Raw genomic sequence first — 25,163 nt, forward strand, 5'->3', positions numbered from 1 at the left:
GACCATCTCCCCACCTGGCGTCACCTGCCATTCGGAAGACCCACTCGTGGTCCCCGACCCGATCGTGAACGGCGATCAGGTCAGGGACAACGCTCTGGCCGCATTCACGAAACAGGGCACGATGCAACTGTTTGCTGACGAGGAGCCCAGTGAATTCGCCGGGAGCGAGGTACGTAGACGGCGATGTATCGATTTCGAGAACGACCCGCCGTGTCAAAGCCGAACTCGATCCACCCGCGTGGATATCGGCGTGCCGTCCTGTGACCAGAGAATCACCAGCGGCCGTGAGTATTCCACGCGACTATCGAGCCCACCTAGGTGGTTTAACGCTTGGTCGGCAGCAATCGCCGCGGGAACGGTGTTCGTCGGACCGTGGGAAGCAAGAAATGGCGACTCTGCCGATCGAGGCACGAAGTGCATTGCTTGTCGGGGTGACTGGAGGCTGAGGTCCGGCGCGAATACCTGCGTGACGAGCGACTTCGACAGTCCGGTGGTCGCAAGGATCGAGTCGACCCCAGATCTCCATGCTCTATCTAATACTGCGATGGACGCATTGATTGTTGGCTTGTCGATGGCGGCGACGACGAAGTCGACGCCATCGAAGAGAAATTCGCGCTGCTCGGCCGACTCGGGTTGCCATTCTTCTTCGAGTACGGACACTCGCGCGTTCGGCGCTCTCTGCAGAACAAATCTCTTGGCGGTGACGACTTTTGGGGTTCCGATTGACTCGACGTCGTAGATGAACTGCCGATTGAGGTTGGACGCGTCAATAGTGTCCGAATCGAGTAGGCGAAAATTGGCGACGCCTGCCCCAACGAGGTGCTGGAGTACGACGCTCCCGATACCGCCCACTCCGACGACGGCGATGGTCGCGTTGCTGAGGCGTTCGACGGTTTCGAGCGCATTCTGGGTAAACGCTCGCCAGTATTCAATCTGCCTCGATTGGGCAGGAGCCGGCGGGATCGCCAGAGGCCGCAGCACTCCTCGTCGGATCAGGTCAGCGCGCAAAGGTTCCAGCTCAGGAACGCTGCCATGCTCCCATCCGCTGAGCAACTGACTGGCATTGGCAAGGTGTTCGGGCGGAAGCTTGACCGAGAGACTCGATGTCTCTGAGGAGATGTGCAGCGCGTCGCTCGTTGTGGTCACAGTCCACGCCGCGGTGAGTGAGTGCTTCATAATCCCTTGTCAGGAGGGGTGTGCAGTCATGCACACCCCTCGCAGTCAGCGTCCTAAGAACGGTGAACCACGACAGTGTCGATGTCGACCGACGTCTCTTCGATCTCGAAAGAAGCAGTTTCCATGGTGCACCTCCTTCCGGCCGGTATCAGCACGCTTGTGCGCGCGTGCCCATCAGTTTTGCACAATTATATACATCATGTTTATCATCTTGGCAAAACATATAAAAATACCGGGATCATGGACCAAACCTCCGATCTCGGCATCGCGCCCGCGGGCTAGCGGACGCCCCCGCGCCTGTCAACGGGTGGCGGCAGGCGACGATGTCTAGATAATCTAACGATTCACCACGAGGCGAGGCTGGCATGAACACAACGGAATATCGAGCGGGACGCGCATGACCGAGCAGGCATCCCGTCGGTATCCGCTGGGGGTCACCCTGGTCGATGGCGGCGCCAACGTGGCGGTCTACAGCGAGCACGCGGACGCCGTGTACGTCTGCGTCTTCGCCGACGACGGCACCGAGACCAGGACCGAGCTGACCAAGCGCACGGCGCACGTCTTCCACGGCATCGTGCCGGGGCTCACGCCGGGCACGAAGTACGGGCTGCGGGTCTCCGGCCCGTGGGACCCGGAGAACGGGCTCCGCTTCAACGACAAGAAGGTGCTGCTCGACCCGCACGCCCGCGCGGTCACCGGCGCGTTCGACACCGGTCAGGCGGTGTTCGGGCACAGCCTCGACGACCCGGACCAGCTCGACGAGACCGACGGAGCGGGGCACGTCGCCCTGTCCGTCGTCATCGACCCGAACTCGTTCGACTGGGGAGACGACCGGCCGCCGGCGACCCCGCTCTCCGAGACGGTCGTCTACGAGACGCACGTGAAGGGCTTCACCAAGCTGCTCGACGAGGTGCCGGAGGACGCGCGCGGTACCTACGCCGGACTGGCGCATCCCGCTGCCATCGACAAGCTGACCTCGCTCGGCGTCACCGCCGTCGAGCTGATGCCCGTGCACCAGTTCCTGCAGGATGCGCACCTCCAGGAGAAGGGGCTGCGCAACTACTGGGGATACAACACGATCGGGTTCTTCGCCCCGCACGGCGAGTACGCCGCCTCCGGCGACGCCGGCCAGCAGGTGGACGAGTTCAAGGGCATGGTCAAGGCGCTGCACGCTGCCGGCCTCGAAGTGATCCTCGATGTGGTGTACAACCACACCGCCGAGGGCAACGACCTCGGCCCGACCCTCAGCTTCAAAGGCATCGACAACCCCGCGTATTACCGGCTCGTCGAAGACGACGCTGCGCACTACTTCGACACGACGGGCACCGGCAACAGCGTCAACGTCAGCCACCCCGCCGCGCTGCAGCTGATCATGGACTCGCTGCGCTACTGGGTCACCGAGATGCACGTCGACGGGTTCCGCTTCGACCTCGCGACCACCCTCACCCGGCAGGGTGGAGACGCCAGCCTGCACAGCGCGTTCCTCACCCTCGTGCAGCAGGACCCCACCCTCGCGACGGTCAAGCTGATCGCGGAGCCGTGGGACACCGCCGGATACCAGGTGGGCGGGTTCCCCGCCGGCTGGTCGGAGTGGAACGGGAAGTTCCGCGACGACGTGCGCGATTACTGGCGCGGCACGGACGGGATGCTCGCCACCCTCTCGCAGCGCGTGCTCGGCAGCCCGGACGTGTACGAGGACTCCCGCCGCTCCCCGCTGTCCAGCGTCAACTTCGTCACCGCCCACGACGGCTTCACCCTCGCCGACCTCACCAGCTACGACGAGAAGCACAACGAGGCGAACGGCGAGGACAACGCCGACGGCGAATCCGACAACCGCTCATGCAACAACGGCGTCGAGGGCCCGACGGACGACCCGGAGATCACCGCGAGGCGCACACGCCAGCGGAAGAACTTCCTCGCCACCGTGCTGCTCTCCGCCGGCGTGCCGATGGTCCTCGGCGGCGACGAGCTGGGGCGCACCCAGCAGGGCAACAACAACGCGTACTGCCAGGACAACGAGATCTCCTGGTTCCACTGGGAGGACGCGGACACCGAGCTGCGCGACTTCACCACCGCGCTCATCCGGTTGCGCAGGGCGGAGCCGGCTCTGCGCCCTGACTGGTACCGGCAGGCGCCGGAGACGGGCGCGACGGACACGGTGCACATCGTGCGCGCAGACGGCGAGCCGTTCTCCGACGAGGACTGGGAGGACGCGGACGCCAAGTCGATCGCGTTCGAGCTGCGCCACGCCGGGTCGGACAGCTTCCTGCTGCTGCTCAACGCGTCGGAGAACGGCGTCGACTTCGCCCTCCCGGAGACCGACGGAGGGGCATGGGAGCTGGAACTGTCGAGCGACCTCGAGCTCGCGGTCGAGCATCCGGAGTCCCTGATCGTGGGCGAGACCTCGTTCGCGCTGCTGCGTTCGCGGGCCGGCTGATGTCCGAGCACGAAGTGCCCGCCCTCCTCGGCCGGTACCGGCCGCACACCCTCATCGGCAGGGGCGGGGAGGCACGGGTGTTCCGCGCCACGGACGAGCTCCTCGACCGCGAGGTCGCCATCAAGGTCTACCGCTCCGGCGGCGAGGAGGAGATGCTGCAGTACCGCAGGGAGCAGGCGGCGCTCGCGCGGCTCAGCCACCACGGCATCGTGTCCCTGATCGACGCCGGCGTCGACTACTCGGCGCTCGACGACCCCCGGCCGTTCCTGGTGATGGAGCTGGTGTCGGGGACCGACCTGCAGACCGCGATCGTGGAGCGCACCCTCGCCGAGCGGGAGATCGCCGAGATCGCCTACGACGTGTCGGAGGCGCTCGAATACGTGCACGCCAACGGGGTGGTGCACCGCGACATCAAGCCGTCGAACATCATGCTGGTGTCCTACGGCACCACGACGTTCCGCGCACGGGCGCGCATCACCGACTTCGGCATCGCCAGCGGGATCATCGGGCCGGAGCCGGACGAGAACGGCACGACGACCGGCACGGCCGCCTACCTGAGCCCGGAGCAGGCGTCGCGCGAGCACGCCACCCCGGCCAGCGACGTGTACTCGCTCGGCCTCGTGCTGCTGGAGTGCTTCACGCGCACGGTCACCTTCCCCGGCTCCGCCGTGGAGTCCGCCCTGGCGCGGCTGCGGACCGACCCGCCCATCCCGAGCGACCTGCCCGGCCAGTGGACGGCGCTGCTGACGGCCATGACCGCGCGCGACCCCCTCGCCCGGCCGCCGTTCGCAACGCTCACCGCCGCATTCCGCGACGCGGTCATCGAGTCCGACGGTGTTCACGCCTCCGCCGGCGTTTCGCGCGACTAGGTTCAGACCCGGTTCTGCAGCAGGGCGCGGATGGTGTGGGGCACCGTCTCGTCCTGGAGGGAGGTGGCGTCTCCGAGAGGGCGGCCGTCGAAGAGGTCGACGAGGAGCCTGCGCATGATCTTGCCCGAGCGGGTCTTGGGGAGGTCGGGGACGATGACGATGTGGCGCGGCTTAGCGATGGCGCCGATCTCGCGCGTCACCTGATCGCGCAGCACCTGCTCGCTGGGCGGCTGCTCGGCGGACGCCTGGCCGCTCGGCACGACGAACGCGGCGACGGCCTGGCCGGTGGTCGCGTCGTCGACGCCGACGACGGCGGCCTCCCCGACCTGGGGATGCGCGACCAGCGCCGACTCGATCTCGATCGTCGACAGGCGGTGCCCCGACACGTTGATCACGTCGTCCAGGCGGCCGAGCAACCAGATGTAGCCGTCCTCGTCCACGGCGGCGCCGTCACCGGCGAGGAAGTAGCCGTGCTCGGCGAACGTGGCCCAGTACGAGTCCCGGTAGCGCTCCGGGTTGCCCCACACCGTGCGCGCCATCGACGGCCAGGTGCCGTCGATCACGATGGAGCCGCCGGAGCCGCGCGGGACGTCCACGCCGTTCTCGTCCACGACACGCACCGTCACGCCGGGCACGGCCGTGGTCGCCGATCCGGGTTTCAGCGCTGTCACCCCGGGCAGCGGCGCGACGATGGCGGAGCCGGACTCCGACTGCCACCAGGTGTCGACCACGGGAGCGCTTCCCGCACCGAGCTGCTCCCTGAACCACACCCACGCCTCCGGGTTGATGGCCTCGCCGACCGTGCCGAGCAGCCGGATGCTCGACAGCTCCCAGCCGTCGCCCAGTCCGTCCGGGAACCAGGTCATGAACGTCCGGATGAGCGTCGGCGCCGTGTAGTACGTGGTGACCCCGTAGCGCTCGATGATCTCGAAGTGCCTCCCGGGATGCGGGGTGTTCGGCGTCCCCTCGTAGATGACGGAGGTGGCTCCGTTGGAGAACGGACCGTAGAGCACGTAGGTGTGCGCCGTCACCCAGGCGAGGTCGGCCGTGCACCAGTACACGTCGGATTCCTTGGCGTCGAACAGCGCCCAGTGGCTCCACGACGCCTGGGTGAGGTAGCCGCCCGTCGTGTGCACGACGCCCTTCGGCGTGCCGGTCGTGCCGGACGTGTAGATGATGAACAGCGGCGTCTCCGCGTCGAAGAACTCCGGCTCGTGGGTGTCCGGCGCCGCATCCACGATGTCGTGCCACCAGACATCGCGGCCCTCCTGCCACGGGATGTCCGGGGTCAGGTCGCCGGTGCGGCGCACCACGAGCACGTGCTCGATGGCGTTGTCCCCCGCGACGGCCGCGTCGGCGTTGGCCTTCACCGGAACCGCTGTGCCGCGCCGGAACTGGCCGTCGGAGGTGACGAGCAGCTTCGCGCCGGTGTCCTCCACCCGGAAGCGCAGCGCCTCCGCCGAGAACCCGCCGAACACGAGCGAGTGGATGGCGCCGACGCGCGCGATGGCGAGCGTGATGACGATGGTCTCCGGGATCACCGGCAGGTAGACGACCACCCGGTCGCCCGGCCCGATGCCGAGGGCCGTGAGCGCGTTGGCCGCCTTCGCGACCCGGCGCTGCAGCTCGGCGTATGTGATGGTCTCCGTGTCGCCCGGCTCTCCGACGAAGTGGATGGCGACCCTGTCCCCGTTGCCGGCGTCCACGTGCCGGTCGACGCAGTTGACGGCGGCGTTCAGCCGGCCGCCCGCGAACCACTCGGCGCGCGGGATGCTCAGCTCGCCGTCCGTGCCGGCGGTCGCGGGCTCCCAGGTGTGAGCGGTGCGCCACGGCTCCGCCCAGTCCAGCCGCGCGGCCTGACGCTCCCAGAACGCGACGGGGTCGCTGGCGTCGTCGAACGCATCCGCCCCCACGTTCGCCTGCGCCGCGAACGCGTCGGTCGGCGGATAGAGGCGCGTCTCGCGGCCGAGGTTCTCGATGGTGGAGCTCACCCTCCGACGCTAGCGGCGGGGGCCGCGGCCGGGCGCTGGGCGGCGTAAGGGGACGTAACGCTTGACCGCGCGCAAAGAGTGAGTGTACATTCACTCACATGTCTTCCTCCTCGCGCTCCACCCTCTCGACCGCCGAAGAACGGCGCGAGACCGTGATCGCCAGCGCCATCGACGTGTTCGGGGCGTCCGGCTACCTCGGCACCCCGATCTCGGCGGTCGCCGAGCATGCCCGGATCTCCCCCGCATACGTGTTCAAGCTGTTCCCCGGCAAGGAGAAGCTGTTCGTGGCCGCCCTGGATCGCTGCTTCGACCGCATCGAGGACGCCCTCGACACGGGCGCGGCGGCGAGCGCGAGCCAGTCGCCCTCCGACATCCTCTACACGATGGGGGACGCATACGCGGAGCTCATCGCGGACCGCTCGCTGCTCATGCTCCAGGTACACGCCCAGTCGGCAGCAGCAGAGCCGGAGATCGGCGCGTCCCTGCGGCGGGGCATGGCCAGGATCACCCGCTTCACCAAGACGCGCTCCGGCGCGACGGACGACGAGGTGCAGCGCTTCATCGCCTTCGGGCAGCTGTGCCACCTCATCGTGACCGCCGGGATCGAGAGCGACTCGTCCGACTGGGCCCGCATCCTCACCGCGGGCATCCGGCACCCGTAGCCGCCCCTCCCCCGCTCCCCTCCTTCTCGCACTTCTCATCGCACCATTCGTTTTTCACACCCAGAAGAGTGACTGATCAGTCACTCACTATCGGAAGGAATCGCTCATGTCCCTCGAATCCACCACCGTCGGCGCCCCGGCCGTCACCCGCAGCGCGCATCGCTGGTGGGCGCTCGGCGTGCTCGCCCTCGCCCAGTTCCTCGTCGTGCTCGACGCCTCCATCGTGAACATCGCCCTCCCGGCGCTCGGCACGCAGCTCCACCTCGACACCGCCGCGCTCGCGTGGGTCATCACCGCGTACGTGCTCCCCTTCGGCGGGCTCCTCCTGCTCGGTGGGCGACTCGCCGACCGCTACGGCCACCGCCGCGTCTTCCTGATCGGCGTCGCCGGCTTCGTGGTCGCGTCCGCCATCGCCGGGCTCTCGGTGAGCGGCGGGATGCTGCTCGCGGCCCGCGCCGTCCAGGGCGCATCCGCCGCTCTGCTCGCGCCGGCCTCCCTCGCGCTGGTCACCCAGCTGTTCGTCACCGGACGGGACCGCGCGAAGGCTCTCGGCGTCTGGGGCGCCGTCGCCGGGATCGGGAGCGCGGCCGGCGTGCTCCTCGGCGGCGTGCTCACCGCGCTGCTCGGCTGGCAGGCCGTGTTCTTCGTGAACGTGCCGGTGGGCATCGTGGTGCTCGTCGCCATCCCGTTCCTGGTCGGTCGCGATCCGGCCGGCGACCGCCAGCGCATGGACATCGCGGGGGCGGCCACGATCACCGCAGGGCTCACCGCGCTCGTCGCCGCACTCAGCTTCGCCGGTCAGCTCGGCTGGGCGAGCCCGGTCACCCTCGGCACCTCGGCCGCCGCGCTCGCCCTCCTGGCCGCGTTCGTGCTGGTCGAACGGCGCGCTGCACATCCGCTGGTGCCTTTCGCGTTCTTCCGCAACAGGGACGCAGCCACCGGCAACGTCGTCATGCTCCTCGCCGGAGGTGCGACGACAGCACTCTTCTTCGCCCTCTCCGTCTACCTGCAAGAGGTGCTCGGCTACGACGCCCTCACCGCGGGAATCAGCCAGCTCCCCCTCGCCGGGTCGCTCGTGGTGATCGCCGCCGTCGTGCCGGCCCTGATCGCCAAGCTCGGACTGCGGCCGACCCTCGTGGCCGCCCTCGTGGTCTTCGCCGGCGGGATGCTCTGGCTCGCCGCCGCAGGACCGCACGCCTCGTTCGTGGGCGGGCTGCTCGGCCCGAGCATCCTGATCGGCGCCGGGCTGGGAGCAGGCTTCATCACGGCCACGCAGCTCGCGGTCGACGGCGCAACCGCCCAGGACTCCGGACTCGCGAGCGGGCTCGTCAACACCAGCCAGCAGATTGGAGGGGCGCTCGGACTGGCGGTCCTCGGCAGCGTGGCGGCCGCCCGCACCACGGCGGGACTCAGCGCCGGCGACCCTGCTGCCACCGCGGTCTCCGACGGCTTCTCCCTGCTGTTCGTCGGAACCGCCGTCCTCGCGATCATCGGCGCGGTCGTCGTCGTCCTGCTGCGTCAGCGCCGAACGGGAGCATGATGGTCTCCATGGATGCTGTCGACGCCCTGAACGAGATCGCCTTCTGGCTGGAACGGGAACTCGCCCCCACGTTCAAAGTGCAGGCCTTCCGGAGGGCGGCGGGCACCATCGCCCCGCTCAGCGCCGACGAGCTGCGGGAGCGCGTGGCGGACGGGCGGCTGAAGCGCACGAAGGGCATCGGCGACCGCACCTTCCAGGTGATCTCGCAGGCGGTGGACGGACAGGTGCCGGACTACCTGGCCGATCTGCGCGAGAAGAACGCGCATCCACTGGCCGAGGGCGGCGACGAGTTGCGGGCAGCGCTGCGCGGAGACCTGCACGCGCACACCGAGTGGTCGGACGGCACGACGCCGATCGAGGCGATGGCCGCGGCGGCCGCGACGCTCGGCCGCGAGTACCAGGCGATCACCGACCACTCGCCCAACCTCACCGTCGCCAACGGGCTGAGCGCCGAACGTCTCGCCGAACAGCTCGACGTGATCGCGGCGCTCGACACCGGGAGCGTGCAACTGCTCACCGGGATCGAGGTGGACATCCTGGAGAGCGGAGAGCTCGACCAGACGCCCGAGCTGCTCGGCAGGCTCGACGTGGTGGTCGCGAGCGTGCACTCCAAGCTGCGCTCGGACAAGGCCACGATGACCGCCAGGATGCTCGGCGGCATCCGCGACCCGCACACCAACGTGCTCGGGCACTGCACGGGACGGCTGGTCTCCGGTTCGCGCGGCACCCGGCCGCCGTCGGAGTTCGACGCGGAGCGGGTGTTCGCCGCGTGCGCGGAGAACGATGTCGCGGTGGAGATCAACTCGCGGCCGGAACGGCAGGACCCGCCGGACGACCTCATCCAGCTGGCCCTGGCGGCCGGATGCGTGTTCAGCATCGACACCGACGCCCACGCTCCCGGCCAGCTCGACTTCCTCGCGTACGGTGCGGCCCGTGCCGCCGCCAACGGCGTCCCCGCCGACCGCATCGTCACCACCTGGCCGCTCCCCCGCCTCCGCGCCTGGCTCGCCGCCAAATAGGCGAGGCGGACCGGGGGTCGGGGCCCGGGGTCAGTTGCCCCAGGCGGAGGCGGGCGCCTTGACCAGCTGCACGGGGGCGGTGCTCCAGTGGGAGCCGTTGCCGTAGTGGCTGGTGGCCCACGGAGACGCCCAGATGGCCGCGGCGGTCGCGTCGGCGGAGGTGCCGGCCGTGAGGCCCGCCACGATGCCCGGGTAGCCGCGCTGCAGGTTCTTCGCCGCGTACTCTGCGGCGGTGGTGAGGTCCGGATAGCTGCCGAGACCAGCCCCTCCACCGGAGCCGTAGCCGTTGTTCAGCGGATTGTTGCGGTTCCACCAGTCGGGAGGACCGTTCTCCTGGCGCATCCAGCGCAGCATCACCTGCACGTTCGCGTCGGTCTGCGGCCACCCGCCGAACATCAGGACGAGCTTCGCCCAGTCGGCGTTCGTGCCGTTGTTGCTGAGGGTCTGCACGCCGTCGGTCGCCGAGAGCTGGTCGCGGGCGACGACCGGGGCGGCGATGGTCGCATCCACGTCGATGCGCTGCGCGGGGGTGCGCTCCGGCGCATCCGTGCCGGGGGCGACGGTACTGACCGGGACGGCCAGAGTCGCCGCGAGGGCGGCATCCGTCGGCACGATCGAGAAGCCGGTGATGAGTGCCAGGACGGCCAGCGTCACGCCGATCCTGTGGTGCACGGGCACCCTCGGCCCCGGCGTGCGCAGGGCAGCACGGCGTTCCGCCGAGCGGCGGCCATGACTGCGGGGGCTGGTGGATGCGGACTGCATACCCGTTCGAGGGTAGCAAAGGCCCGCGGAAAGGTCACCGGGATCCGCGGATTCGGTGCACCGCGCGCCTGAGCGTGCGTACATTCTGGGAAGGACCGCTCACGAGCTGTCGAATCGGCCGCACCCCGTTCGACGTGAAGGAGACAGAGCCGATAAGGAGACGACGATGAAGTATCTGCTGACGATCTTCAACACCGACGAGTTCGTTACCAGGATGGCGACAGACCTCAAGGACGAATTCGAGAGGGCGCACCAGGAGCTCCAGCGCGAGCTGACGGCGAGCGGCGAGCTGGTCGATACCCAAGAACTCAGCGTGACGGATGCGCGCGTTGTGAGGACCGACGCCCACGGCGTGCACGTCACCGACGGGCCGTTCACCGAGAGCAAGGAGTTCGTCGGCGGCTACTACCTGGTCGACGTCTCCGGCATCGACAGGGCGGTCGAGCTGGCGGCGCGGTTCGTCGAAGCGCGCTTCGCGCCGGTCGAGGTGCGGGCGCTCGGGACGTAGTCACCCCAAGGACAGAGATCGGCGGCGGCGCTCGCTACCCGAAAGCTCGCGCCGCCGCCACAAACCGGGAGTGCAGTTCTGCCGTCCGTCCCGAATACGGTCCGGCCTGCCATCCGGCGATCACTCCATACGGTAGACCGCTCTGTGCAGAGCGCATGTCCACACTTCGGGGGACAGCCGCGACGGCGTCAGCGCGTCAGCGCATCGAGGCGGCGGCGGGGCAGTCGAACGGGTCGCGCGCGGACAGGCCGACACGGTTGAGGTATTCGATGACGATGCCGTACGAGTTCATCAGCGAGGTCTCGGTGTACGGGATGTTCTCGGTCTGGCAGTGCTCGCGCACGATGGCGGCGGCCTTGCGCAGGTGCGGCCTGGCCATGCTCGGGAACAGGTGGTGCTCGACCTGGTAGTTCAGGCCGCCCAGCAGACCGGTCATGCCGAAGCCGACCACGTTGCGGGAGGTGAGCACCTGACGGCTGAGGAAGTCGACCTTCACGCCGGGGGCGATCAGCGGCATGCCCTTGTGGTTCGGGGCGAAGCTCGCACCCATGTACAGGCCGAAGACGGCGAGCTGCACGCCGATGAAGGCGAACGCCATCCCGAGCGGCAGCAGCCAGAAGATGGCGCCGAAGTAGAGGCTGAAGCGGATCGCGAGGAATGCGAACTCCTTGCCGCGCCCATCCACCTTGCCGCGCTGGAACAGGGTACCGAACGAGCGGCCGTGCAGGTTGAAGCCCTCGAGCAGCAGCAGCGGGAAGAACAGGTAGCCCTGCTTCCTGGTGATGAAGGCGAGGAACCCGGTGCGCTTCGCGGCGTCCTCCTCGACGAACGAGATGGTGTCGACCTCGATGTCCGGGTCTTTGCCGATGGTGTTGGGGTTGGCGTGGTGACGGGTGTGCTTCGTCATCCACCACGAGTAGCTGATGCCGACGACGAGGGTGGCGAGCATCCGGCCGAGGCGGTCGTTCGTGGGGCCGGATGCGGCGATCTGGCGGTGCGACGCCTCGTGGGCGAGAAACGCGAACTGCGTGAAGATCAGGCCGAGGGCTGCGGCGATGAGCAGCTGGAACCAGCTGTCACCGAGCAGGATCATCCCGGCGACCGCGCCGCCGAGGGCGAGGACGAGAGCGCCGGCGACGAGAGCGTAGAACAGCTTCGCCCTGCGCAGCAGGCCCTGGTCGCGGACGGTGTTCAGCAGGATCTTGAAGCTCTGGGTGACCGGGGGCGCCGCTTCGATGCGGGGGCCGGTGCGGCGAATCGGGCCGAGCGTGGATGCCCGGGGTGCGGCGGTAGGGGCGAGCGAAACCATATGCGGGCCGTTCGGTTGGATCGACTTCCCAGCCAATATGGGGGTGGGCTGCTCGCCCGGATGGCCCCACCATATCCCGCACTCCCTGGGAGCCCGGCGCGACCCGGGCAAATCCCCAGCCTCGGTTTTCGCGAGATGCCGGCAACTGTCGCAAAACGCCCGGGATACGCGACAGTTACGGGTATCTCGCGGCGGTGTTCCGCAGGAACAGGATGATCCAGCTGAAGATGAGGATGGCCGCCACGAGCTCGACCGCGGTGAGGTTGTAGTAGCCGACGGCGAAGAACACGGCGAGCACCACCACCACGCCCACGTAGACGTAGCCGAGCAGCAGGAACACGCGCGGCATCGCGGGCACCCACCAGCGCAACCCGATCACGAGGGCGGCGAACACGACGGCCATCCCGGATGCGACGGTGTTGTGCAGCACGAAGAACCGGTCGACGGGGAACACGCCGACGCACCCGAGGAACACCCCGATCAGCACGAACGCCCACCGCACGAGGTCGCGGCCCCTGCGACTCGCGTGATCCGGGGTCGGGATGCCCGCCGTCGCCACCCGCGCGATGATCACGACGATCGCTCCGGCCACGATCAGCGTCAGGTTGAACGCGAAGGCGGAGAGATCGTCCGTCATCCCGAGCGCCGACAGGTTCTTCTGCCACCAGAGCGGGTCGGACGAACTCAGCATGCTCGTGAACACGCCGACCACCAGGAAGACGGCGAGCACGAGCGAGAGCAGCATCGACGTCAGCTGCACGGCGGTCAGGAACACGACGTAGGCGGTGAGCGCCAGCGAGACCCCGGCCAGCACAGCGCCCGGCAGTGTGAACACCACGGCGCCCTGGAAGCTGCGCTCCACCACGTCCGAGATGGCCGTCCAGGCGAGCAGCGCGATCAGCCCGACCGCCACGGCGAGCGCCACCACGTCGAACACGGCCAGGCGCAGCGATGGGCGCGCTCCCGCATCCCGGTGCGGAACCACGTCGATCAGGATGCGCCCGAGCGCGAACACCACAGCGGCGGTCACGGCGCCGCCGATCGCGGCGAACTCGCCGATCGAGCCGCGGCCGGAGATGGGCAGGTCCCTGTCCCAGAACACGAACAGCGCGACGATGCCGCCGACGACGAAGACCGCGGCTCCGATGACAAGCGCAGACGACTCGACGGACTCGACGCTGCCCACCGGCCTTCGCAGCACACGGGACAGTGGATGCGCACCCCGCGTCGGCGCCTCGGCGGTCACTTCCTGGGTCGTCACGGTTCCCCGACCCTAGCCGGCCGGATTCCGCAGGGGCACGCGCACGTCGGCGCCGCCCTCCTCCGTGAGCCTGTCCCGCACCTTAACGAGCATCGGCGCCGGCGCGAATCCCCCGGCCAGCAGCGCCTCGCCCTGCCGGAAGCTGGGCGCGTGCGCGAGCAGCGACGGCGGCGCGAAGCCGAAGATCGTGCCGAGCTCCTCCAGGTCGAGCGGTGAGCTCATCCGCATCAGGGCGAGGTTGTCGCACTGGGAGACGATGTTCGGGTGCACCTTCGACGGCCGCTGCGTCGACAGCAGCAGCCACAGGCCGAATTTGCGTCCCTCGGCCGCGATCTGGATGATCCGTTCGCGCACCGCGCGCTGCAGCGGCCGGTCGTCGTCTGGCGAGCAGAGGTTGTGCGCCTCGTCGATGACGATGAGGAGCGGTCGCCGCGACTCCCGTTTGGCCCAGAGGTCGTCGAGCACGGCGAGGGAAACGACCAGATGCTCGTCCGGGTAGGCGAACCCGCCCAGGTCGAGCACGGTCGCATCCGGCCGGTCGTCGAGGATGTCGGTGACCGCCTCCCGCCCTTCGGCCCAGACCTCCCAGTCGATCAGGCGCAGGTTCTCGATGCGGCGGGCGAGGGCTTCCGCCGCCGGGTCGCCCGAGGCGAGCAGCGCCGGGACAATCCCGTCGGGGCGCCTGGCTTCCTCGCGCACGTCGAGGTGGACGAGTGCGTTGTACTCGGCCCTGTCCTCGATCGGGTCGAGGCGCAGCACGGCCGCCTTCGACCGCATCGGGAAGTCGATGAACCGCGCGAGCAGCGGGTTCTCACTGTCGCCGGGCCGCAGCACCCGGATGTCCTTCCCGGCGAGCGTGCGCTCCGCCTCCGTGTCGACGACGGTGCGCAGCTCGCGAAGCCGCACGAAGTCGCCGTTCGGGTCGAAGATCACCATCGGCAGCTCGGTGTCGACGAGCAGCTGTTCGAGCAGCACGCCGAGCGCGTACGTCTTGCCCGACCCGCTCTGGCCGCACCAGAAGGTGTGCCGGTTGAACCGGTGGGTGAGCAGCCTGGCCCGCACGTTGTCGACGCCGATCAGCGATCCGACGTCGAGGGTGGCCCTCGCCGCGCGGAAGACGAGCTCGACCGCCTCGTCGTCCGCCGCATCCACGGCCGCCCAGGCGAAGGGATGCGTCGCCCCGGTGTCGAGGCTGCCGTCCGCTCTGCGCTCCCCCAGCAGCTTTCCGGTGCCCGCGAGCGTGTCGTCGCCGTCGAAGTCGAGATCGTCGACCTGCCCGAGCTGTTCGCGGGCCTCTGCCGCGCCGCCCGCGGCGCCTCCGTCGCGGAGGGTGACGAACCCGCCGGGCACGAACGGCGTCTCGACGGGGGTCCTGAACCGGAACTGTCTTCCGTCGAGCGACGTTGCAACACCATCGGGCGCCGAGGTCACGTGGTCAGGGTATGACCGCGGGTGCGCCCGCGGCAAGGGCCGAATCTCAGTACTAGACAGCCCCCGATGGCCCGGAGGATAGTCGGGCGTGATGGCCCGCCGTCGGGTGGGACCGCGAGCGAAGGGGACCGGAGATGGACCAGAAGCCGCCGACACCGACCGTCGAAGCCGCACATCGCGAACTCCTCGACTCACTGCCGTTCGACGATACGGACGACTTCGCGGACGCCGACCGCGGTTTCGTCGCCGCCCTCGAACCCGGGGTCGTGAAAGCGCAGGACGGGCGGGTGGTGTGGGACAACGACAGCTACTCCTTCCTCGCCGGCGACGCGCCCACCAGCGTCAACCCGAGCCTGTGGCGGCAGTCGCAGCTCGTCGCCCGCCAGGGCCTCTACGAGGTGACGGACGGCATCTACCAGGTGCGCGGGCTCGACCTGTCGAACATCACGTTCGTGGAGGGCGACACCGGCGTGATCGTGATCGACCCGCTCATCTCCACCGAGACCGCCGCTGCCGCCCTCGGCCTGTACCGGGCCAATCGCGGAGACCGCCCTGTCGTCGCCGTCATCTTCTCGCACAGCCATGTCGACCACTTCGGCGGGGTATTCGGGGTGGCGTCGGTGGAGGATGTGGAGGCCGGGCGCATCCAGGTGATCGCCCCGGAAGGGTTCGTGGAGCACGCCGTCGCGGAGAACGTCTACGCCGGAACGGCGATGAGCCGCAGGGCGGGGTACATGTACGGCGCTGTGCTCGCGCGCGGGCCGCTCGGGCAGGTGGGGGCCGGGCTCGGGCAGACCACGTCGTCCGGTGAGGTCGGGATGATCGTGCCGACGCTGTTCATCACGGAGACCGGGGAGAAGCACACGGTCGACGGGGTCGAGATCGAGTTCCAGATGGCGCCGGGCACCGAGGCACCGTCGGAGATGCACTTCTACTTCCCGCAGCGCCGGGCGCTCTGCATGGCCGAGAACGCCACACACAACCTGCACAACCTGCTGACGCTGCGCGGAGCTTTGGTGCGCGACCCGCACGTCTGGTCCGAATACCTCACGGAGGCCGTCGACACGTTCGGAGACCGCACCGACGTGGCGTTCGCCTCCCACCACTGGCCCACCTGGGGCACGGAGAACGTGATCCGGTTCCTTTCCACCCAGCGCGACCTCTACGCCTACCTGCACGATCAGACGCTCCGGATGATCAACCACGGATACACCGGGGCGGAGATCGCCGAGACGATCCAGTTGCCGCCTGCGCTCGAGAAGGCGTGGAACACGCACGGCTACTACGGCTCGGTCAGCCACAACGTGAAGGCGATCTACCAGCGATACATGGGCTGGTTCGACGGCAACCCCGCGAGGCTGTGGCCGCATCCCCCTGTCGAGCAGGCGAAACGCTACGTGGATGCGCTGGGCGGCGTCGACAGGGTCGTCGCGCTCGCGCAGGAGGCGTTCGACTCCGGCGACTTCCGCTGGGCGGCGACCCTGCTCGACCACGCCGTGTTCACGGACGCCGAGCACGCCGCGGCGCGCGCCCTCTACGCCGACACGCTGGAACAGCTGGCGTACGGCGCGGAGAACGGCACCTGGCGCAACTTCTTCCTGTCCGGGGCGACGGAGCTGCGCGAGGGCGCCTTCGGCACGCCCACGGAGACGTCGGCGCCCGCGATCGTGGCCCAGCTCACCGCCGAGCAGCTGCTCGACTCGATCGCGCTCTCCGTCGACGGTCCGAAGGCTTGGGACCTCGACCTGGCGTTCGACATCACGTTCACCGACCTCGACGCCACCTACCGCGTGACGCTCAAGAACGGCGTGCTCGTCTACCGGAAGCGGCCGGCGGACGGCACCGCCCCCACGACGCTCACCGTCACGAAGGCGCGACTGATCGGGTTGCTCGGAGGGGACAGCGTCTCACCCGGCGTCACCGTGAGCGGAGACGCCGGGACGCTGCCTGCCCTCCTCGCGGTCCTGTCGACAGGAGACCCGGACTTCGCCATCGTCACCCCGTGAGAGTCGGCGTGCGGGCGTCGGCGATCAGATGGTGCGCGGCGCCTTGGCGAGGTTGGCTTCGAGCTCCTCGCGGTTCTGGCGGACGACATACGCCGGGCGGTCGCGCTCGACCCGCCAGCTCTCCGACAGCGGTCCGACGTTGACGGTGTCGTAGCCGAACTCGTCGTAGATCGAGGTGACGAGGGCGGCCGCGTCGTCGAAGTCGCTCGCGGTGGCGAGGGCGCGACGGTTCGGGGTTCCGGCGGGCGAGCCGCTGCCCTGGATGTCGCGGGCGCCGATGTGGTTGAACCCCTTGGCGACCCTGGACTCCGGCAGGTGCTCTTGCAGCAGCCCGGACACGGTGGCCGTGCCGTCGTCGAGGGCCGGGATGTGGCCGTCACGCTCGAAGTAGTAGTTGTTCGTGTCGATGACGATCTTGCCCGCGAGCGGCTCGACCGGGATGTCCGCGAGAGACTTGAGCGGCACGGTCACCACCACGAAGTCCCCGGCGGCACCGGCCTCTGCGGCGGTCGCAGCCGTGGCGGACGGGCCGAGGTCGGCGACGAGCTCTGCGAGCGTCTCCGGCCCGCGCGAGTTCGCGATGGTGACGGTGTACCCGTGCTCGATGAACGTGCGTGCAAGTGCGGTGCCGATGTGCCCGGCCCCAATGATTCCTACGTTGGTCATGCCGCGTACAACGTCACCGGGGCCGGGGAATTCCTACTTGTAGAAGATGGCGACGCCACCGTGATGCGAGCACGCTCCCTGGTGATGCGCGGCGTAGGAGTACGTGCCGTCATTGCACAGGGCGGTGGCTCCGGCGGGAGGCGCGGGAGGCGCAGGCGGCACCGGAGGCGCCGGCGGCGCGGGAGGCGGGGGCGGCGGCGCGCAGACGGTTCCTGCGCCGACCGCGTTGCTCAGTGCGTTCGGGCCGCCGAGCAGCACCCGGCCGACCGCTCCGTATGTCGCGATCGTCGCGGCCGTGCTCGGCGGAAGGCATCCGGACGGCACCACGAACAGCGGCGAGCCGTCGCGTCCGGCCAGCGCTGCACCGGCGAGCGCATCGGCGAAGTTCGTGCCCGTCGCGAAGTACACCCGGGATGCGGAGGGGAACCGCGCGTGGTTGATCGCGTTCGAGGTCTCGTAGCGGTCGCCGCCGGACAGCCTGGTCACCGACCCCACCGAGCCGAGCGACGACGCGATCCCTCCGCTCACCGCGCTCGTGCCGCCCGCGAGGACGACGGATGTCACGTGCATCCCGCGCAGCAGCGAGACGGTCGCTCCGTCGGCCGCCCCGGCAGCGCCGTCGACGAGCATCACCGGCGATCCAGATGCGCCTGCCGCTGCTGCAGCGGAGAGCGCGTCGGGGAAGTTGCGGCCGGTCGCGATGAAGGCGGTCGCCGCGCTCGGGAACGCCGCGGCGCTGACCGCCCGCGAGGTGGCGAAGCGGTCGTCTCCCGCGATCCTGTCCACCTGCGGCGCGTAGCTGTGCGCCTGCCGCTCGACCGCCGCAGACACCACCGATGTCCCGCCGACGATCACGATGCGCGCCGGCTTCAGCCTGGCGAGTTCGGAGGCCACCGAGGCGGGGAGGCCGCCCGGCGTGGTCAGCAGCAGCGGCCCGCCCTGCGCGGCAGCGGCCGGAGCAGCGGAGAGGGCGTCCGCGTAGTTCGTGCCCGTGGCAAGGTATGCGACCCCTGCACCGGTCGGGAACCCGCTCTGCGAGATCGCGACGGAGGTGCCGAACCGGTCGGAGCCCGCGATGCGCTGCACGCCCGCACCGCTGGACGTGGTCACCGTGGCGGGCAGGGTGAGCGGCTGCGCACCGCATCCACCTGTCGTGAAGATCGAGGCCAGCTTCGCCTGCTCGGCGGGGTCGATCGCCAGACCCCACTTGTACTTCACCAGCACCCAGTCCTGCGCGTACTGGCAGGCGACGGCAGCCACGGGAGGCATCCACGCCGCCGGGTCCTTGTCGCTCTTCGACTGGTTGACGTTGTCCGTCACCGCCTGCAGCGCGTACGGGATGCTCAGATCGTTGGCGTAGTCCTGCCGCTGCGCGGTCGTCCACGCCCAGGCGCCGGAGATCCACGCTTCTTTCAGCGGAACCAGGTGGTCGATGTCGACATCGGAGGCGAGCGTCCAGGTCTGGGCGTCGTACCAGGAGTTCCAGCTGCCGGTGGCGACCGTGCATCCGGTGGCCGTCGTGAACGTGACGGCGACCGTGGTCTGCGCCTGCAGCACTTCGGAGCGCGTGTCGCAGCCGTCGTGGTCGGCGTCGACCCAGGTGGGGAACAGGCTCCGGTTGTACGTGGTGGTCTGCACGGGCGCGGCGACCGGCAGGCCGGCGAGCACGGCGCTGCCGGTGGCGGACGCGGCGGTCGCCGGCAGAGCGACGACGACGGAACCGCAGACGGAGGCGACGACGGCCAGCACGGCCGCCGCGAGGATCGAGCGTCTCACAGCTTTCCTTCGGGTGGAGGCGAGTCGCGATGACTCGGTTCGGGTACGCCACACGCTATCGACGGCCACCGACCCCCGCACCACCCCAGTGATGGGGATCGACGGGCGCTAGGCTCCGTGCTGTGACCCCCAGCTCCTCCCTCACCGACGCCGCATGATGGACGGCGAGGTGCTGGCGATCCTGCTGCTGATCGCGCACGGCGTGCTGGTGATCCTCGCCGCCGTGGTGGTGTCGGCGAACCGGCGGCCGTCCGCGGCCATCGCCTGGCTGCTCGCGGTGGTGTTCCTGCCCGTGCTCGCGCTGATCGCGTTCCTGCTGGTCGGGCGCACCACGCTCCCTCCCCGGCGCAGGGCGGACCAGGCGTTCGTCACCGCCAGGATGCGCGAGCGCGTCCCCAGCCTGGCTGCGGTCGGTCACCGCGACGAGTGGCCGGACTGGCTTCCCGGCATCGTCGCCATGACGGAGCGGCTCGGCGCCCTGCCGATGGTCGGAGGCAACACCGTCGACCTCATCGAGGACTACGTCGGATCGTTCGACGCCATGATCGCCGAAATCGACAGGGCGCAGCGGTTCGTGCACGTCGAGTTCTACATCCTCGTGCTCGACGACACCACCCGGCCGTTCTTCGACGCGCTCGCCCGCGCTGCCGAGCGCGGCGTCGACGTGCGCGTGCTCTCCGACCACCTCGCCGGGTTCATGAACCCGGGCAGGAAGGCGACCATGCGGTTCCTCGCCGCGCACCGCATCCACTGGCACGGGATGCTCCCCCTCCGCCCTCTGCGCGGCCAGTGGCAGCGCCCCGACCTCCGCAACCACCGCAAGCTGGTCGTGGTGGATGGTCTGGTCGGCTTCACCGGGTCGCAGAACCTCGTCGACGCCTCGTACAACAAGCGGAAAAACCTCTCCCGCGGGCTGCACTGGCTGGAGCTGATGGTCCGGATCGACGGGCCCGCCGTGCGGGAGCTGGACGCGGTGTTCGTCACCGACTGGTTCAGTGAGAGCAGGGAGCTGCTGCCGATCGACGAGACGCCCGTGACGCTCGGCGGAGCGGCGGACGGCCGGCGTTTCGACGTGCAGGTGCTGCCGAGCGGGCCCAGCTTCGACGCAGAGAACAACCTGAAACTGTTCGCCGCGCTGCTGCACAAAGCGGAGCGGCGCATCAGCATCACCAGCCCGTACTTCGTGCCGGAGGAGTCGATCATGCTCGCGCTCGCCACAGCGGCGGCGCGTGGCGTGGAGGTGGAGCTGTTCGCATCCGAGGTGGGCGACCAGGCGCTCGTCTACCACGCGCAGCGTTCCTACTACGAGGCGCTGCTGCGCTCCGGCGTGCGCGTCTACCTGTACCGGTCGCCGACGGTGCTGCACTCCAAGCACTTCTCGATCGACGACGACGTGGCCATCATCGGGTCGAGCAACATGGACATCCGGTCGTTCAGCCTCAACATGGAGGTGTCCGTGCTGGTGCACGGCCGGGAGGCCGTCGACAGGCTGCGCGTCGTCGAGGACCACTACCGGGCGCAGAGCAGCGAGCTGTCCCTGGCAGAGTGGCGTGCCCGCCCGGTGCTCGGCCGCATCGCGGACAACGCCGCCCGGCTCACCTCGGCTCTGCAGTAGCCGAAGAGAGGCGTACCCTTGCGAGTGCCGCGCGCACGCGCGCAGGAGGAAAGTAGGAGGACCGGCATGGCGACACTCGAGGAGACACGAGACACGTTGCATCGCCTCATCTCTTCGGAGACCGGGCTGGATGCGATGCTCGCCGCCCGCCCGAACTGGTACGGCCGGCTCCTCACCGGCCTCACTCTCGCCATCGGCGACGACCCGATCGTCTACCTCGGCGCCGCCCTCGAACAGTCGGAGTTGGGCTTCACGTTCCGGGTCGGAGCGTTCACGCCGGAGACCATCGCCATCGGCGAGGCCCGCGGCGGCGCTGTCGGCGAGGCGTCGGTGTCGACCAAACTGCAGCGCAGGGGCGACCTCGTGCGTCTCGACATCAGCGGCGGCATCCCGGCGTTCGACCCCGCCTCGTACACCGAGTGGCCGGGCAAGTTCCGGATGAAGGCGACGTACGGCTCCGGCCTGGAGGTGACCATCCCGTCCAGTGTTGTCGACACCGCGCAGAAGCGGGCGTCGCTCGACCACATCCTGGATGGGCTGCGCAACGACCTGAAGCACTGACCGGCCCCGCCGTTCGGCGACAATGGACTGTGCACAATCTCGGACTCCTCTTCGACGTCGACGGCCCCATCGCCAGCCCGATTACCCGGACCATCAACATCCGGAGCATCGTCACCGACCTGGTCGCGATGACGGCGGCCGGCGTGCCGATCGCGTTCATCACCGGCCGCTCGGGCGACTTCATCCGCAACCAGGTGGTCACCCCGCTGTGCGACGCCGGCCTGCGCGATGCACTCGACGAGCACGGCGCACGGATGTTCGGCGTGTTCGAGAAGGGCGGAGCCTGGGCGCCGATCACCGGGGATGGGATGGGCGAGGTGACCGTCGACGAGACGGTGGCGTTCGCACCGGAGGCGGTCGACGGCATCCGGAACCTGGTGCGCGAGCGCTACGCGGACACGATGTTCTTCGACGAGACCAAGCGCGCGATGATCTCCGTCGAGCAGCGCACCGACGTGGACGCTGACACGTACGCCGCCGCGCAGGCGCGTTTCCAGGACGACGCCTTCTTGCTGCTGACGGCGCAGGGTGTCGGGCTGCGCTACGGCGACCGCACGGCACCGGATGCGAACGGCGAGCTGCCGTTCCGCATCGACCAGACGATCATCTCCACCGACATCGAATCGGTGCTGCTCGACAAGGACCGCGGCGCCCAGCGCGCCCTCGACTACTTCGCCAAACTCGGCCCACTCCCCCGCCGCTGGCGCTCCATCGGCGACTCCCGCAGCGACTACAAGATGGCCGACTACGTCCACAGCGCCGGCTTCGACGTCGCCCACGTGGATGTGCGGCCGAGCGACGGCATCCTGGAGAAGCCGTACGAGGTGATCACGATCGGCGACGCGATCCACGACGACGCCGGGGCGGAGTTCCTGGCGCACTGGCGGCAGGAGCTGGGGCTCGAGGTGTCCTAGCGGGGGGACCCGAGAGTTCGGCCTACTTGGTGGCGTTGGGATGGTGGGTATGGACCTGCTCCAGGTACACCACCTGACCCTCGACGTAGAACCAGATTCGAGCGTCGCCCTTCAGAGTCGGCTTGCACTGCCAGCGCTGGTGCGCCCTGCCGTTCCGCGAGACGGTCCCCAGCTGACCTTTCAGCGGGTAGTTCGTCGGCGTCACCGCCTGCGGCATGCGCGTGAGGACGTCCCAGGCATCCGCGAGCGGCCCGCGGATCGTTGCACACAGGTCGATCCATCCACGCTGTGCCTGCACGCTGGCGAACTCGATCGTGTATTCAGTGCGTTTGGTCGGCCGGGAGACCTTCTTGTCCCGCGCCACTTACGGCCGCTCGACCTGTGCTTCGGTGTCGAGCCATTCGACAGGAGCGGCTCCGAGTCCGGCAGCGACGGCCGTCGCAGTCTCCTGCCACGACGTCAACTCAGCGACGGCGAGGTGGGGCTGGCCGGTCGAGAACGACGCGCGCGCTGCCTCGAGGAGTGCGCTGGCGCACGTGACTCGGTCTTCTGGGCTGAGGGCGAGCATCCACGGCATCGCATCGGACATCCGCTCCGCCAGAGTTCCGCGTGTATCGGTCGCCACGCCGATGAGGGTGGCAGCAAGTTGGAGCAGATTGTCCCGGGCGGAGGCCTCTCGCTTGGACATCAGAACGAGGTCCTCTCCGTCGCGGCGGGTCACCTCAACGGGTCGGTCTTCGGCGGCAGCGAAGACGCGGGTGGAGTGGCGGCTCAGCTCCGACGAATGAAAGACCTGTTGTGTCTGTCCTGGTGCGAGCATTCCCCCAGCATAGTTCAGAACTTCTTCTGAAGAAAGGGCTACTCCCCCTGCCGCTTGCGGAACGCGACCATGTTCATCCGGTTGCCGCAGCGCACGCTGCAGAACCGCTTGGAGCCGTTGCGGGACAGGTCGAGGAGCAGGCCGGTGCAGTCGTCGGCCGCGCAGACGCGGAGGCGGCCGGTCTCGCCGGAGCGGATGACGTCGACCAGGGCGAGGGCGACCTCCACCCGGATGCGCTCGGCGAGCGGCGCATCCTGGGCTGTCGCGTGCAGGTGCCAGTCGAAGCCGTCGTGACGCATCAGGTATGGGCGGGCGTTGGCGTCGGCGAGCATGGCGTTGACCTCGACGGCCGCGTCGTCGCGGGAGAGGGACCAGGTGCGGCGCAGGCGCTCGCGGGTCTCGTGCACTTCGCGCAGTTCGGTAGCGTCGCGGTCGATGCGGCCGGAGTACTTCTGGGCGATCACGAAGTCGGCCACCTGGTCGGCTGTCGCGAGCTCGTCCTCTCCGCTCCTGGATGCGCTGGGCACGGTGTTGCAGAGGGCGACGGCGAAGACCAGGGCATCCTCGGTGTCAGGGGCAAAATGCAAGTTGACTCCTTATCCGTGACAAGACTAGCGTCAGGACCATCATCCACCTTGACCCTGACCAGGATTCGCCATGAAGCGCAGCCACACCACCCTCGGACTCCTCATCGCCGTCGTCTCCGCGGCCACCTTCGGCCTGTCCGGCGCCTTCGTGAAACCGCTGCTCGAATCCGGCTGGAGCCCGGCCGCCGCCGTCACTGTGCGCGCGTTCACCGGCGGCATCGTGCTCGCCCCCGTCGCGATCCTGCTGCTGCGCGGCCGCTGGTCGGCCCTGTGGCGCGGACGCTGGCGCGTGCTCGGGATGGGGCTGGTCGGCGTGGCGGCGACCCAGCTGCTCTACTTCGCCGCCATCCAGCGCATCCCGGTGAGCACGGCCATCCTGATCGAATACATCGCCCCGCTGCTGCTGGTCGCGATCGCCTGGGCGCGCACCCGGCGCCCACCGAAGGCCGTGGTGATCATCGGCTCGGTGGTCGCGGTCAGCGGCCTCGTCATGGTGGTCTCCCCGGACGGCTCCGGCGGCGTCGACCCGCTGGGGCTCGCGCTCGCCATCGCGGCGATGGTCGGCTGCGCGGCGTTCTACCTGATCGCCGCCCGCCCGAGCGACGGGCTGCCGCCGGTAGCGCTGGCGTCGTCGGGGCTGCTGGTGGGCGGCGTGGCCCTTGCGCTGGTGGGGGCGACGGGACTCGTGCCGTTCCAGGTCAGCTTCGCGCCGGTGAACCTGTTCGGCGGCCAGACGCCGTGGTGGGTGCCGATCCTGGTGATCGGGGTGTTCGCGACCGCCATCGCATACGCGGCGAGCATCACCGCCACGGAGATGCTCGGTTCGCGGCTGGCGTCGTTCACGGGACTGCTCGAAGTGGTGGCGGCGACCTTCTACGCGTGGCTGCTGCTCGGCGAGAACCTGGGGCTGCTGCAGTTCGTCGGCGGTGCGCTGATCCTGGTGGGGATCGGGTTCGTGCGGTCGGAGAAAGGGGAGGTTGAGGTGGAGGTTGCCGAGCGTGGGGACGAACGGGACAGCGCTGCGGACACGCATCCCACCTCGCTCACCCGGAGCCAGCGGAACTGACCGACGGCCGCTGGACGCGGTGGCGTACGCGATCCTGCGCCGTGACTGGGTCAGCGGCGTGACCACGCCGGTGGCCTGGGGGCTCTGACGCGCGTGGGAGCAGTCGCCCGCCGCACCACCAACCACACCACATCCCGCCCGAACGACTCCACCARCAGCCCCAGCGCCACCACAACCCCCGCCACCC

General features: G+C 69.2%; 21 protein-coding genes and 1 pseudogene. 11 read left to right on the top strand and 11 right to left on the bottom strand.

Annotation, left to right across the window (positions count from 1 at the left end; genetic code table 11):
• Positions 1-213: 213 nt before the first annotated feature.
• On the bottom strand, positions 214-1,146 hold the full coding sequence (locus B7438_RS15980) for a ThiF family adenylyltransferase (RefSeq protein WP_179150850.1): 933 nt from the start codon (positions 1,144-1,146) through the stop codon (positions 214-216).
• Between the two features lie 427 nt (positions 1,147-1,573).
• Here B7438_RS15980 and glgX point away from each other — a divergent pair, with 427 nt between their 5' ends.
• Both glgX and B7438_RS15990 read left to right on the top strand, forming a co-directional pair.
• Positions 1,574-3,613, top strand: coding sequence for a glycogen debranching protein GlgX (glgX, locus tag B7438_RS15985; protein ID WP_085370674.1), 2,040 nt, complete (start codon positions 1,574-1,576; stop codon positions 3,611-3,613).
• Positions 3,613-4,482 (top strand): serine/threonine-protein kinase, encoded by an 870-nt coding sequence (locus B7438_RS15990; protein WP_085370675.1) that lies wholly within the window; start codon positions 3,613-3,615, stop codon positions 4,480-4,482. Before glgX ends, B7438_RS15990 begins: the two co-directional genes overlap by 1 nt.
• A 2-nt stretch (positions 4,483-4,484) precedes the next feature.
• On the opposite strand, the gene acs is transcribed toward B7438_RS15990, so the two are convergent.
• Positions 4,485-6,473, bottom strand: a complete 1,989-nt coding sequence (acs, locus tag B7438_RS15995) for an acetate--CoA ligase (protein ID WP_085370676.1) — start codon at positions 6,471-6,473, stop codon at positions 4,485-4,487.
• A 98-nt stretch (positions 6,474-6,571) separates the two neighbouring features.
• Between acs and B7438_RS16000 the strand changes: the two genes are divergently transcribed.
• The 3 genes from B7438_RS16000 to B7438_RS16010 all read left to right on the top strand — a co-directional run bounded on the left by B7438_RS16000 (position 6,572) and on the right by B7438_RS16010 (position 9,694).
• Positions 6,572-7,135: a TetR/AcrR family transcriptional regulator gene (locus B7438_RS16000; RefSeq protein ID WP_085370677.1), complete on the top strand. Its 564-nt coding sequence runs from the start codon at positions 6,572-6,574 to the stop codon at positions 7,133-7,135.
• Positions 7,136-7,241: 106 nt separating this feature from the next.
• Positions 7,242-8,675, top strand: a complete 1,434-nt coding sequence (locus tag B7438_RS16005; protein ID WP_085370678.1) for a DHA2 family efflux MFS transporter permease subunit — start codon at positions 7,242-7,244, stop codon at positions 8,673-8,675.
• An 8-nt stretch (positions 8,676-8,683) separates the two neighbouring features.
• Entirely contained in the window at positions 8,684-9,694 is a 1,011-nt protein-coding gene (locus B7438_RS16010) for a PHP domain-containing protein (protein WP_085370697.1), read from the top strand.
• A 30-nt stretch (positions 9,695-9,724) separates the two neighbouring features.
• On the opposite strand, the gene B7438_RS16015 is transcribed toward B7438_RS16010, so the two are convergent.
• On the bottom strand, positions 9,725-10,456 hold the full coding sequence (locus B7438_RS16015; RefSeq protein ID WP_256922075.1) for a hypothetical protein: 732 nt from the start codon (positions 10,454-10,456) through the stop codon (positions 9,725-9,727).
• A gap of 166 nt (positions 10,457-10,622) precedes the next feature.
• On the opposite strand from B7438_RS16015, the gene B7438_RS16020 reads away from it, so the two are divergent.
• Entirely contained in the window at positions 10,623-10,964 is a 342-nt protein-coding gene (locus B7438_RS16020; protein WP_085370679.1) for a YciI family protein, read from the top strand.
• A gap of 196 nt (positions 10,965-11,160) precedes the next feature.
• Here B7438_RS16020 and B7438_RS16025 read toward each other — a convergent pair whose 3' ends face one another.
• The 3 genes from B7438_RS16025 to B7438_RS16035 form a co-directional block, all read right to left on the bottom strand.
• Positions 11,161-12,273, bottom strand: coding sequence for an acyl-CoA desaturase (locus B7438_RS16025; protein WP_085370680.1), 1,113 nt, complete (start codon positions 12,271-12,273; stop codon positions 11,161-11,163).
• A 175-nt stretch (positions 12,274-12,448) separates the two neighbouring features.
• Positions 12,449-13,534, bottom strand: coding sequence for a hypothetical protein (locus B7438_RS16030; protein WP_256922076.1), 1,086 nt, complete (start codon positions 13,532-13,534; stop codon positions 12,449-12,451).
• Between the two features lie 12 nt (positions 13,535-13,546).
• Positions 13,547-14,965 carry an ATP-binding protein gene (locus B7438_RS16035; protein ID WP_256922077.1) on the bottom strand — a complete coding sequence of 473 codons (1,419 nt, stop codon included), beginning with the start codon at positions 14,963-14,965 and terminating at the stop codon, positions 13,547-13,549.
• A 134-nt stretch (positions 14,966-15,099) separates the two neighbouring features.
• Here B7438_RS16035 and B7438_RS16040 point away from each other — a divergent pair, with 134 nt between their 5' ends.
• A complete protein-coding gene (locus B7438_RS16040; protein ID WP_085370682.1) occupies positions 15,100-16,971 on the top strand; it encodes an alkyl/aryl-sulfatase in 1,872 nt (623 codons plus the stop codon).
• A 24-nt stretch (positions 16,972-16,995) separates the two neighbouring features.
• On the opposite strand, the pseudogene B7438_RS16045 reads toward B7438_RS16040, so the two are convergent.
• Both B7438_RS16045 and B7438_RS16050 read right to left on the bottom strand, forming a co-directional pair.
• A pseudogene (locus tag B7438_RS16045) lies at positions 16,996-17,640 on the bottom strand (NADPH-dependent F420 reductase); the annotation flags it as partial.
• Between the two features lie 30 nt (positions 17,641-17,670).
• Positions 17,671-19,413 carry a cell wall-binding repeat-containing protein gene (locus tag B7438_RS16050; RefSeq protein WP_085370684.1) on the bottom strand — a complete coding sequence of 581 codons (1,743 nt, stop codon included), beginning with the start codon at positions 19,411-19,413 and terminating at the stop codon, positions 17,671-17,673.
• Between the two features lie 154 nt (positions 19,414-19,567).
• Here B7438_RS16050 and cls point away from each other — a divergent pair, with 154 nt between their 5' ends.
• The 3 genes from cls (at position 19,568) to B7438_RS16065 (ending at position 22,503) form a co-directional block, all read left to right on the top strand.
• A complete protein-coding gene (gene cls, locus B7438_RS16055; protein WP_143465994.1) occupies positions 19,568-21,028 on the top strand; it encodes a cardiolipin synthase in 1,461 nt (486 codons plus the stop codon).
• Between the two features lie 66 nt (positions 21,029-21,094).
• Complete coding sequence (locus tag B7438_RS16060; protein WP_085370685.1) at positions 21,095-21,589, top strand: hypothetical protein; 495 nt, start codon at positions 21,095-21,097, stop codon at positions 21,587-21,589.
• A 29-nt stretch (positions 21,590-21,618) separates the two neighbouring features.
• Positions 21,619-22,503 (top strand): hypothetical protein, encoded by an 885-nt coding sequence (locus tag B7438_RS16065; RefSeq protein ID WP_085370686.1) that lies wholly within the window; start codon positions 21,619-21,621, stop codon positions 22,501-22,503.
• A 22-nt stretch (positions 22,504-22,525) separates the two neighbouring features.
• Here the strand turns inward: B7438_RS16065 and B7438_RS16070 are convergent, their stop codons facing one another.
• Genes B7438_RS16070 through B7438_RS16080 form a run of 3 tightly spaced genes read right to left on the bottom strand, consistent with a single transcriptional unit; the run spans position 22,526 to position 23,910 of the window.
• The gene (locus tag B7438_RS16070) at positions 22,526-22,867 is read right to left on the bottom strand and encodes a hypothetical protein (RefSeq protein WP_085370687.1); all 342 of its coding nucleotides are present in this window, start codon (positions 22,865-22,867) and stop codon (positions 22,526-22,528) included.
• The gene (locus B7438_RS16075; RefSeq protein ID WP_085370688.1) at positions 22,868-23,323 is read right to left on the bottom strand and encodes a prevent-host-death protein; all 456 of its coding nucleotides are present in this window, start codon (positions 23,321-23,323) and stop codon (positions 22,868-22,870) included.
• Between the two features lie 38 nt (positions 23,324-23,361).
• A complete protein-coding gene (locus tag B7438_RS16080; RefSeq protein ID WP_179150851.1) occupies positions 23,362-23,910 on the bottom strand; it encodes a CGNR zinc finger domain-containing protein in 549 nt (182 codons plus the stop codon).
• 70 nt (positions 23,911-23,980) lie between these two features.
• Here B7438_RS16080 and B7438_RS16085 point away from each other — a divergent pair, with 70 nt between their 5' ends.
• Positions 23,981-24,976: a DMT family transporter gene (locus B7438_RS16085; RefSeq protein WP_085370689.1), complete on the top strand. Its 996-nt coding sequence runs from the start codon at positions 23,981-23,983 to the stop codon at positions 24,974-24,976.
• Positions 24,977-25,163 lie beyond the last annotated feature (187 nt).

Source organism: Leifsonia sp. NCR5 (assembly GCF_002105485.1).
Taxonomy (GTDB): Bacteria; Actinomycetota; Actinomycetes; order Actinomycetales; family Microbacteriaceae; genus Leifsonia.

Bases quoted from the DNA above. Each gene is read 5' to 3' on its own strand.
- B7438_RS16015 (WP_256922075.1), bottom strand. From the start codon at position 10,456: ATGCAGTCCGCATCCACCAGCCCCCGCAGTCATGGCCGCCGCTCGGCG.
- B7438_RS16040 (WP_085370682.1), top strand. From the start codon at position 15,100: ATGGACCAGAAGCCGCCGACACCGACCGTCGAAGCCGCACATCGCGAA.
- B7438_RS16025 (WP_085370680.1), bottom strand. From the start codon at position 12,273: ATGGTTTCGCTCGCCCCTACCGCCGCACCCCGGGCATCCACGCTCGGC.
- B7438_RS16020 (WP_085370679.1), top strand. From the start codon at position 10,623: ATGAAGTATCTGCTGACGATCTTCAACACCGACGAGTTCGTTACCAGG.
- glgX (WP_085370674.1), top strand. From the start codon at position 1,574: ATGACCGAGCAGGCATCCCGTCGGTATCCGCTGGGGGTCACCCTGGTC.
- cls (WP_143465994.1), top strand. From the start codon at position 19,568: ATGATGGACGGCGAGGTGCTGGCGATCCTGCTGCTGATCGCGCACGGC.
- B7438_RS15990 (WP_085370675.1), top strand. From the start codon at position 3,613: ATGTCCGAGCACGAAGTGCCCGCCCTCCTCGGCCGGTACCGGCCGCAC.
- B7438_RS16085 (WP_085370689.1), top strand. From the start codon at position 23,981: ATGAAGCGCAGCCACACCACCCTCGGACTCCTCATCGCCGTCGTCTCC.
- B7438_RS16060 (WP_085370685.1), top strand. From the start codon at position 21,095: ATGGCGACACTCGAGGAGACACGAGACACGTTGCATCGCCTCATCTCT.
- B7438_RS16010 (WP_085370697.1), top strand. From the start codon at position 8,684: ATGGATGCTGTCGACGCCCTGAACGAGATCGCCTTCTGGCTGGAACGG.
- B7438_RS16075 (WP_085370688.1), bottom strand. From the start codon at position 23,323: ATGCTCGCACCAGGACAGACACAACAGGTCTTTCATTCGTCGGAGCTG.
- B7438_RS16000 (WP_085370677.1), top strand. From the start codon at position 6,572: ATGTCTTCCTCCTCGCGCTCCACCCTCTCGACCGCCGAAGAACGGCGC.
- B7438_RS16005 (WP_085370678.1), top strand. From the start codon at position 7,242: ATGTCCCTCGAATCCACCACCGTCGGCGCCCCGGCCGTCACCCGCAGC.